The sequence below is a fragment of the Nocardia arthritidis NBRC 100137 genome, assembly GCF_001612765.1.
Classification (GTDB): domain Bacteria; phylum Actinomycetota; class Actinomycetes; order Mycobacteriales; family Mycobacteriaceae; genus Nocardia; species Nocardia arthritidis.
Genome location: NZ_BDBB01000001.1, coordinates 307,079 through 316,661, shown reverse-complemented (window position 1 = coordinate 316,661; position 9,583 = coordinate 307,079). Strand labels below are relative to the sequence as shown.

Below are 9,583 nucleotides of genomic sequence, written 5' to 3'. Positions count from 1 at the left end.
CGGGCGGCGGCCCGCGCGCACGGCGGCGACCGCGTCGGCGAACTCACCACCACTGGAGTAGCGCCGCGACGGGTCTTTCTCCATCGTGATCTCGATCAGTTCGCGCACGTTGCCGGGCAGATCGGCCGGCATCGGGGGCGGTGTCTCGCGCACGTGCTTCATCGCGACGGTGATCGCGCCGTCGCCGGTGAACGGCCGCTGTCCGGCCAGCACTTCGTAACCGACCACGGCGAGTGAGTACACATCGCTGGCCGCGGTGGCGTCCTCGCCGACCGCCTGTTCCGGTGCGATGTACTGGGCGGTGCCCATCACCATGCCGGTCTTCGTCACCGGGGAGGCGTCCACCGCTTTGGCGATACCGAAGTCGGTGATCTTCACCTGGCCGGTCGGGGTGACCAGGATGTTGCCCGGCTTCACGTCACGGTGCACGACGCCCGCGCGGTGCGCCACGTCCAACGCGCGCCCGGTTTGCTCGAGCAGATCGAGTCCTTGGGGTACCGACAGCCTGCCGAGCCGGTTGAGCACGGTGTTCAGCGGCTCGCCCTGGACGAATTCCATGACGAGGTAAGCGATCTCGCTACCCTGCGGGTCGATGGTCTCGCCGTAGTCGTAGATGCCCGCGATCCCGGGGTGATTCAGCTGGGCGGTGGTCTTCGCCTCGGTGCGGAATCGATGCCGGAACGTCGGATCGGCCGAGAACTCCGATTTCAGCACCTTGACCGCGACCCTGCGGTCGAGCCTGGTGTCCAGCGCTTCCCAGACCTGGCCCATGCCGCCGGTCGCGATCAGTCGCTGCAGCCGGTATCGGTCGGCGATCATCGCACCGTTGTTCAGCATCGAGGTCCCCGTACCTTCACTCGCACATCCATATCGTTCAGCCCCCTCGAAGACCGGCGTCCAGAACCGCGCGAGCCACCGGCGCGGCGACCGAGCCACCGGTCGCGGCAAGCGCCCGGTCCCCACCGTTCTCCACGATCACCGCGATGGCGATCTTCGGGTTCTGCGCGGGGGCGAACGCGATATACCAAGCATGCGGCGGCGTGTTACGGGGGTTGGTCCCGTGCTCCGCGGTGCCGGTCTTGGACGCGATTTGATAAGGGGTCTGGCCACCTCCGGAGGTGTTGCTCTCCGACGCGATCATCAAGTTGGTTACGGTCGACGCTACATCGGCGCTGACGGCTTGGCCGACCGACACCGGCTTGGTCTTGGTCAGCTCGCTCAGATCCGGGCGCTGCAACTGATCGACCAGGTACGGCTCCATCCGGACGCCGCCGTTGGCGATGGTCGCCGCGACGACCGCGTTCTGCAAGGGGGTCAGCGCCACGTCGCGCTGACCGATGCTGCTCTGCGCCAAGGCGGCGTCGTCGGAGATCGGGCCGACGGTGCTCTCCGCCACCGGCATCGGGATCCCCCGGTGCGGGCCCACACCGAACGCGGCCGCCTCGTCCTTGAGGTCCGCGGCACCCACCTTGATGCCGAGTTCGGCGAACGCGGTGTTGCACGAGCGCCGGAACGCCTCGAACAACGAAGCGGTCGGGTTCGGACCGCAGGTGGTGCCGTTGTAGTTCTCCATCGGAGTGCTGGTGCCGGGCGGTGTGAAGGTCGGGGCGGCGGTGAACTGGTCGTCGGGGGTCGCGACGCCGTTGGCCAGCGCGGCGGCGGTGACCACGACCTTGAACGTGGACCCGGGCGGATAGGTCTGCGAGATGGCCCGATTCAACATGGGGTGGTTCGGATCCGCGCTCAGCGTTTCCCACGCCTGGGTGCCGCGCGCGCCGTCGTGCCCGGACAGCAGGTTCGGGTCGTAGCTCGGCGTGGACACCATGGTGAGGATCTTGCCGGTGCTCGGCTCGATCGCCACCACCGAGCCGGTGTAGCCCTTGCTGGTCATCTGGTCGTAGGCGACCTTCTGCATCAACGGGTTGAGCGTGGTGAGCACGTTGCCGCCGCGCGGGTCCCTGCCGGAGATCAGGTCGACGAGACGGCTGCCGAACAGCTGGCTGTCGGAGCCGTTGAGCATCGAATCCTCGGCGCGTTCCAATCCGGTGCTGCCGTACTGCATCGAGTAGAAGCCGGTGGCGGGCGCGTACGCCTCCGGCTCGCTCGGGTAGGCGCGCAGGTACTTGTAGCGATCGTCGGTCGCGATCGAGCTGGCCAGCACGGTGCCGCCCGCCGAGATCTGCCCGCGCTGGCGGGCGTACTCGTCCAGCAGCACCCGGGAATTGCGTGGATCCGAGCGCAGGTCGTCGGCCTTGATCACCTGTACGTAGGTGGCGTTCGCCAGCAGTGCGACGACCATGACCATCACCGCGACCGCGACTCGGCGTAGTGGAGTGTTCATGTCAGCGGCCCCGCATCCGGTCGTCCCCCGTCGCGGCGCAGCAGTTCGGTCTGCGCGTCGGCGATCGGCGCCGGTTCCTTCTTACGCACCGGGGCGGGTGCGCGGGCGGCGTCGGAGACCTTGATCAGCAACGCCAGCAACGCGTAGTTGGCCAACAGCGAGGAGCCGCCGTAGGACATGAACGGAGTGGTGAGACCGGTCAGCGGAATCAGCTTGGTCACACCCCCGACCACGACGAACAGTTGGATCGCGATGGTGAACGACAGACCGGCCGCGAGCAGCTTGCCGAAGCTGTCGCGCACCGCGAGGGCGGTGCGCAGCCCACGTACCACGAATACCAGGAACAGCATCAGCACCGCGGCGAGCCCGATCAGGCCGAGTTCCTCGCCGATCGTGGTGACGATGAAGTCGGTCTTGGCGAAGGGCACCTGGCTGGGCCTGCCGCTACCGAGGCCGGTTCCGGCGAGACCGCCGGTGGCCAGGCCGAACAGTGACTGCGAGATCTGATAGCCGGTGTTGTTGTAGTCGTCGAACGGGTGCAGCCAGGTCTCCACCCGGACCCGCACGTGGCCGAACAACTGGTAGGCGAAGATGAATCCGAGGGCGAGCAGCCCGCTGCCGATAACCAGCCAGCCGACCCGTTCGGTGGCGATGTAGAGCATCACCAGCACCGTGCTGAAGATCAGCAGTGAGGTACCGAGATCCTTCTCGAATACCAGCACGCCGATGCAGACGATCCAGACGGCCAGGATCGGACCGAGGTCGCGGCCGCGCGGGAACTCCATGCCCAGCACGTGACGCCCGGCGGCGGTGAAGATCTCGCGCTTGGCCACCAGCACCGACGCGAAGAAGATGATCAGCAGGATCTTCGCGAACTCACCCGGCTGGACGCTGAACCCGGGCAGCCGGATCCAGATCTTCGCGCCGTTGGTCTCGGAGAACGCGCTGGGCAGCAGCGCCGGGATGGCCAGCGCGACGAGGCCGATCAGGCCGAGGGTATAGCTGTAGCGGGCGAGGGTGCGATAGTCGCGCAGGGCGATCAGCAGCGTGATGAACACCAGCGTGCCCAGCGCGGTCCACAGGATCTGCTGATTGGCGTCGGGGGAGGGGGTCGCCCACGAGTTGTAGGCGGCGGTCTGCTGATCGGCCAGGTCGAGCCGATGGATCAGCACGAGACCGAGTCCGTTGAGCAACGCGACGATCGGCAGCAGCAGCGGGTCGGCGAACGGGGCGAACCGCCGCACGGCCAGGTGCGCCACCGCGAACAGCGCCAGGTAGGCCAGACCGTACTTGGCGATATCCCAGGTGATCGACTGTTCCTGACTGGCCTCGACCAGGAAGAGGGACACGGTGGTGATGACCGCTGCCGCCGCGAGCAGCAGCAGTTCCGCATTTCGTCTGGTGCTCGGCGGCGGCGCGGGAGCGAAGCCGCCCGGGGGGCTGGGAAAAGCCCCAGCCGACGGCGGTGCCGGCGCGGACATCAGTCCGTCACCCGGCAGTTCTCCCCCGTGGTCTGGGGATTGGGCGAGGTGCTCGACGGTGTGGCAGGAGCTTCCGACTTGGTCGGCGTCTTGATCTCGGTGCCCCTGGCGTCACCCTGTTCCGGCGCAGGCGCAGGCGCAGGCGCCGGTGTGGTGGTGGCCGGTACGGGCGGAGCGCCGTTGGGTGCGGGCGGTGCGGTCTCGGCAGGCGGGACGACCCCCGGCTGCGGCGCCGATCCCTTGACCGGGCACGGCGGCAGCAGTTCTCGCTGGGCCAGATAGGTCATCGAATCCCTGGCCTTGTCCAGCGAACCCGGCGGCAACCCCTTGTCCACCTGATCGCGGCCGGTCTGCTTCAGATCGCTGACCTTCAGCGGCTTGCACGAGGAGGGCGGATCCGCGCCGGGCTCGGCCAGGGTGAGTTCACCGTTGCGGGTCACGCACCCGACCAGGTTCACGTCATGGATCGAGTAGCCGAGGATCGACCCGGGCAACCCGCGCAGGATCACCACCGAACCGTCGTCGGCGCCGACGTAGTAGTTGCTGCGGATCATCTTGTAGCCGACCACGAGCCCGACGCAGACGGCGACGACGAGCGCCAGCGCGAGCACGATCCAGCGCAGCCGGTGCGACTTCTTCGCGGGCGGCTCGGGCGCGGCGGCGGCCCGGCGCGGCGCGGAGCGCGGCGGACGCAGAGCGGAAGCCCGGCCCGCGGCGGTGTTGGGCGGAGGAGTGTCCTCGTCGACGCCGGACGCGGCGCCCGCCACGATCGGGTGGCTCTGGCCGTAGTCCAGATCGATGACGTCGGCCACGACGACGGTCACGTTGTCCGGACCGCCGCTGCGCAACGCCAGCTCGATGAGCCGGTCGGCGCACTCGTCGGTGGTGCCCTCGCGCATCGTGTTCGCGATGGTCTCGTCGCTGACCACGTCCGAGAGACCGTCGGAGCACAGCAGGTAGCGGTCGCCGGCGCGCGATTCGCGCATGATCAGCGTCGGCTCGATCTCGTTGCCTGTGAGCGCGCGCATGATCAGCGAACGCTGCGGGTGCGTGTGCGCCTGCTCCGGTGTGATCCTGCCCTCATCGACCAGCGACTGGACGAATGTGTCGTCCCGGGTGATCTGGGCCAGCTCGCCGCCGCGCAACAGGTAGGCGCGGGAGTCGCCGATGTGCACGAGGCCGAGTTTCTTGCCCGCGAACAGGATTGCCGTGAGCGTGGTGCCCATGCCGTCGAGCTCGGGCTCCTCCTCGACCTGATCGGCGATGGCGGCGTTGCCTTCTCGGGTCGCCGCGTCGAGTTTGCCGAGCAGATCGTCGCCGGGTTCGTCGTCGTCGAGGTGGGCGAGCGCGGCGATCATCAACTGGGACGCGACTTCTCCCGCGGCATGGCCACCCATGCCGTCGGCGAGTGCGAGCAGCCGGGCGCCCGCGTACACGGAGTCTTCGTTGTTGCCTCGGACGAGACCACGGTCGCTGCGCGCTGCGTAGCGGAGAACAAGTGTCACGATCGCAGCTCGATCACTGTTTTGCCGACACGGACAGGCGTGCCGAGTGGAACACGGACGGCGGTGGTGACTTTCGCGCGATCGAGATAGGTGCCGTTCGTCGAGCCGAGGTCTTCCACGTACCAGTCGTCACCACGCGGAGACAGTCGCGCATGCCTGGTCGAGGCGTAATCATCGGTGAGTACCAGCGTGGAGTCGTCCGCACGCCCGATCAGCACCGGTTGGGTGCCGAGCGAGATGCGGGTGCCGGCGAGTGAACCCTGAGTCACCACAAGAAATTTGGCGCCCTTCTGGCCCCGGCTGAAGGAAGGCAGCACCGCGGAACCGCGTGCGGCCCTGGGCTGAATCCGAATGCCGGATGCCGCGTAGATGTCGCTGCGCAACGTGCGCAGCACAGCCCACACGAACAACCACAACAGCAGAAGGAACCCCGCACGGGTCAGTTGCAGGATCAGTCCCTGCACGGCGCTCCACCTCCTGTTCGACCGTGTACGTCGGTGCCGTAGGTGCGGTTCGACCACCCCCACCAGCCTGCTGGTCTTGCCGGCCCCGGTGTCGGCGCCGCGCGTGTGTAGGCAGCATCATAGGGCCGTCGGTCGAGTTCGATCACGATACGGCCGACGAATCCCTCGAGAGCCATGTCGTGACCTGCACCGCGAGCTTACGGGATCAGACGATACGGATCAGGATCTCGGAGTGCCCGGCACGGATGACATCGCCGTCGGCGAGCTGCCAGTCCTGCACGGGCGAGCCGTTCACCAGCGTGCCGTTGGTGGAGCCGAGGTCGGACAACATCGCGGTCTGTCCGTCCCAGCGCACCTCTATGTGCCTGCGCGACACGCCCGTGTCGGGCAGGCGGAAGTGCGCGTCCTGGCCGCGGCCGATGATGTTGCTGCCTTCCCGCAGCTGGTAAGTCCGGCCGCTGCCGTCGTCCAGCTGGAGGGTCGCCGAATAGCCGGAACCGGCCTGCGGCGCTGCGCCGTAGCCTTGGCCGCCCGCGTAAGGCTGCGGCGCGCCGTATCCGGGTTGCTGCGAGTACGCCTGTCCGTAGCCGCCCTGGTCGTCCTGGGCGTAGCCGCCTTGATCGGCGTAGCTCTGATCGCCGTAGCTCGGGTCGGTGTATCCCGACTGACCGTATCCGGGCTGACCATAGCCTGGCTGACCGTAGCCCGGCTCGGCGTAGCCCTGCTGGCCGTAACCGGCCTCGCTGTAGCCCTGCTGGCCATAGGCTTGGTCGGCGTAGCCCTGCTGGCCGTAGCCCTGGTCGCCGTAGCCTTGCTGGCCGTAGCCGCGTTCGGCGTAGCCGCCGCCCTGCTGGCCGTAGCCCGCTTCGCCGTAGCCGGCCTGCTGGCCGTAGCCGGATTCGCCGTAACCCTGCTGGCCGTAGCCCTGACCGCCCTGGCCACCCTGGGGGTAGTCGTAGCCGTTCTGGTAGTCGCCGTAGCCCTGCTGTGCGTCCGGAGCCTGGTAATCCGCCCCGTACGCGCCACCGCGGCCGTAGTCGTCGCGGTACGCGCCGTTCTGCGCACCGCCGCGACCGGCAGGCGGTGGAGCGTACCCGCGGTTGCGTGGATCGGACTCCGCGGGCTCACGGCTCGGGTCGTAGCCTGAGTTCTGCGTCATGGGGCCAGCTCCTGGTTGCGGGTTTGCAGGTCGTTGTGGCGGTGATTCGGGGCCGCGAGCCGCGCCGGCTCTGTGTCCGGCGTCGGGATCGACGCGGCCACTCGCCCTGAACTGTCCGGTGTGCAGCGTAGGTGATGCCTCGAACGCCACGTGTACTTCGCCGTAGGTCTGCCAGCCTTGTTCGCGGATGTAGTCCTGCAGGTGTTTGGCGAACGCGCGGGTGGTGAGGTCGTGGTCGGCGTCCAACTGCTGGTGATCGGAGGAGTTGATGGTGATCACATAGCTGTTGGGTGCCAGCAGATGCCCTCCGCCCACGTCCTGGACATGATCGGCGGCCTCGCGTTGCAGCGCCGCCTCCACCTCCTGGGGTACGACACTGCCGCCGAACGCTCGGGCGAAAACGTCACCGACGGCGCCTTGCAGGCGACGCTCGAATCGCGAAACGATGCCCATCAAGGCCTCCCTTCGGTGCGCGTCTCTTCCTGATTCGTAACAACGACACGCGCGTATGGCGTGTCGTTAATCGACCACGTTCATTGCATGATATCCACGATCGTCCACACCTGTAACTCTTGGCGACGGCCCCGGGTTCCCGGACCTGTCCAGCCCCCCGGTCAGGCCTCTGAAATGGCGATTTCGTATCCGGCGTGAGGCCGTGATACTGTCTCCCAGTCGCTCGGGCGAGTGGCGGAATGGCAGACGCGCTGGCTTCAGGTGCCAGTGTCCTTCGGGACGTGGGGGTTCAAGTCCCCCTTCGCCCACAGACGGGAAAGCCGCGTACTCGTACTGTTACGCGGCTTTCCCTATTTTCGTGTTTCGAAACGCCGCGATCGGGCCTCGTCGGTCAGTGCCCTCCCACAGTGGGTAATACTCCGAGCTGCCGCAGGAACTCGAGCACGTCCTTGCCGGACCACTTCTCGGCGAGCGTGCCGTCTGCTATCCGGTGGATCGCGGTACCGGTCATCGTCGATTCGTTCCCGGTCGCAGGTATCCCCGGTATGGCGGCCGTACCCGGTGAGCCGTGTGACAACCCGGTCGCCCTCCTCGAGCTGATCCTCGATCACATGCCTCCCGGGCGCGGCGTCCCAGAACATGCGAAAGCCTGTTCGAGGCCCTCGCGGCCGTTTCGCTGTCAGGGCAGCGGGCCGTGGCGGTCGAGGAAGCGCTGCTCGAACGCGGCGACGAATCGCTCCGGGTCGACTGCCGAGGATGAGTGTGCGAACTCACCGTCGTCGGCGACGTAGAAGATCGCCCGGCGGGTCTGCGCGTTCGCGTGGGCGGGCACGTGCACCATCCAGCCGAAGCGGAAGCGATCGGCGCTCAGCTGCGACAGCGGATACCCGGTGGTGTCCAGCTGCCGTCCGGTGATGTAGTCCCGTACCCGGCTGATCGCCTGTTCGGCGGGCATCGGCTCGGGCACGGTGGACAGCAGCCCGGCCGCCGAGAACTGATAGAGCGCGCCGTCGATGTCGTAGCGGCCGTCATCGCCGAATACGGCGACCAGCGCCGATCGCGTCACTCTTCCTGCCTCGGCCGCGGACAACAACGCGCCTATGGCCTCCGGCGCTTCCCTTCCCACGCTCTCCGCGAGCAGACCCGCCACGATCTTGATCGCCGTCTCCCGCGTCCACATGCCCGGCACCGCGGGCGCACACTCCTGTGCGGGCGGTGACTGCCCGCGGTACCAGCGCCCCGCTTCCCACCAGTAGCAGAACGACAACAGACCGGATGCCGCCCGCGGGTTCAGGACCGGGTCGGCCACCCAGTCCGGCGCGCCGCCGTACAGCTCAGGCATCGGCGCGCCCGCGTTGTACACCGCGTCCAAGGTCGGCGCGTTCCATACGCCACCGGACAACACGGCCCGTCCGGCGGGAAGCGCGTGCAATGTCGATCCCCCGCGTGAGGTGCCTTCGAACACGCCCACCCAGGGCAGCATCCGCGGCCCCCATTCCGAATTCGCCGCCACGAAGGCCGCGGCGATCGTCGTCCAACGCGCCCACATCTGCGGGAACGGCGGGAACTCGTTCTCCGCGAGCACCGCCCACACCTTCTCGGCCCGGTCGGTGCGCGCTTGGGCCGCGGCCTGCTGCGGAGTGCGTCGCTGCCGGTCACCGTGACCGATGTACGCGGCCAACCACACGGGCACCTTCGCGCGCGGATACGCCGCGAGGTCGGCTCGGTACGCCTCCGGCACGAACAGCTGACCGTCCGGGAAGGGCTCGTCACCGTAGTCGTATGCGACTTCGATCTCGCCGGAACTCGTCATCGCCAGCAGCAGACGCCACCAGGGTTCCGCACCAGCGTCGGCCGCGATCGCACGGTGCTCCCGGACGATGGAAAGCACCGGCTCCGGCGGGTCTACCGATATCACTTGCCCACCAACGGTATACACGAGCTGGGCGATCTCACCCACCACCGTGACCGCGAACACCGCGTCCACCCGCTGCCACCCCGTCGGCGCGTGCGCCGCCAGCGCACGAGCGAGCGGGTGCCCGACGGTCAGCCCACCGGGTTCGTCTGCCACATCGTCCTCCGTATGGTCGTCGAGCCACTGGTCTCGCTCCGCTTCGCCGAGTAAGCGCGGTGGCAGCGAATGTCGAAGATAGCGGGGCGCGACATGGTGTGCTCGGCGG

At 67.9% G+C, this 9,583-nt stretch carries 7 protein-coding genes, 1 tRNA gene and 1 pseudogene; 1 reads left to right on the top strand and 8 read right to left on the bottom strand.

Annotated features, from left to right (window positions below):
• The 6 genes from NA8_RS01315 to NA8_RS01290 form a co-directional block, all read right to left on the bottom strand.
• On the bottom strand, positions 1-837 hold an 837-nt coding region (locus NA8_RS01315; RefSeq protein WP_157106453.1), incomplete at its 3' end, for a serine/threonine-protein kinase.
• 37 nt (positions 838-874) lie between these two features.
• Positions 875-2,341: a peptidoglycan D,D-transpeptidase FtsI family protein gene (locus NA8_RS01310; RefSeq protein WP_063048469.1), complete on the bottom strand. Its 1,467-nt coding sequence runs from the start codon at positions 2,339-2,341 to the stop codon at positions 875-877.
• Positions 2,338-3,822: an FtsW/RodA/SpoVE family cell cycle protein gene (locus NA8_RS01305; protein ID WP_063048468.1), complete on the bottom strand. Its 1,485-nt coding sequence runs from the start codon at positions 3,820-3,822 to the stop codon at positions 2,338-2,340. Before NA8_RS01305 ends, NA8_RS01310 begins: the two co-directional genes overlap by 4 nt.
• Complete coding sequence (locus NA8_RS01300) at positions 3,822-5,327, bottom strand: PP2C family protein-serine/threonine phosphatase (protein WP_063048467.1); 1,506 nt, start codon at positions 5,325-5,327, stop codon at positions 3,822-3,824. The genes NA8_RS01305 and NA8_RS01300 overlap by 1 nt, the downstream gene beginning before the upstream one ends.
• On the bottom strand, positions 5,324-5,791 hold the full coding sequence (locus tag NA8_RS01295; RefSeq protein ID WP_014980860.1) for an FHA domain-containing protein FhaB/FipA: 468 nt from the start codon (positions 5,789-5,791) through the stop codon (positions 5,324-5,326). The genes NA8_RS01300 and NA8_RS01295 overlap by 4 nt, the downstream gene beginning before the upstream one ends.
• A 205-nt stretch (positions 5,792-5,996) precedes the next feature.
• Complete coding sequence (locus tag NA8_RS01290) at positions 5,997-7,403, bottom strand: FHA domain-containing protein (RefSeq protein WP_063048466.1); 1,407 nt, start codon at positions 7,401-7,403, stop codon at positions 5,997-5,999.
• A 225-nt stretch (positions 7,404-7,628) separates the two neighbouring features.
• On the opposite strand from NA8_RS01290, the gene NA8_RS01285 reads away from it, so the two are divergent.
• Positions 7,629-7,711, top strand: a tRNA-Leu gene (locus NA8_RS01285).
• A 282-nt stretch (positions 7,712-7,993) separates the two neighbouring features.
• On the opposite strand, the pseudogene NA8_RS35650 reads toward NA8_RS01285, so the two are convergent.
• Positions 7,994-8,044 (bottom strand): annotated as a pseudogene (locus NA8_RS35650) (hypothetical protein); the annotation flags it as partial.
• A 38-nt stretch (positions 8,045-8,082) separates the two neighbouring features.
• Complete coding sequence (locus tag NA8_RS01280) at positions 8,083-9,474, bottom strand: hypothetical protein (RefSeq protein ID WP_063048465.1); 1,392 nt, start codon at positions 9,472-9,474, stop codon at positions 8,083-8,085.
• Positions 9,475-9,583 lie beyond the last annotated feature (109 nt).

Excerpts from the sequence above, each read along its gene's own strand:
- NA8_RS01310 (WP_063048469.1), bottom strand. The coding sequence starts at position 2,341 with ATGAACACTCCACTACGCCGAGTCGCGGTCGCGGTGATGGTCATGGTC.
- NA8_RS01305 (WP_063048468.1), bottom strand. The coding sequence starts at position 3,822 with ATGTCCGCGCCGGCACCGCCGTCGGCTGGGGCTTTTCCCAGCCCCCCG.
- NA8_RS01290 (WP_063048466.1), bottom strand. The coding sequence starts at position 7,403 with ATGGGCATCGTTTCGCGATTCGAGCGTCGCCTGCAAGGCGCCGTCGGT.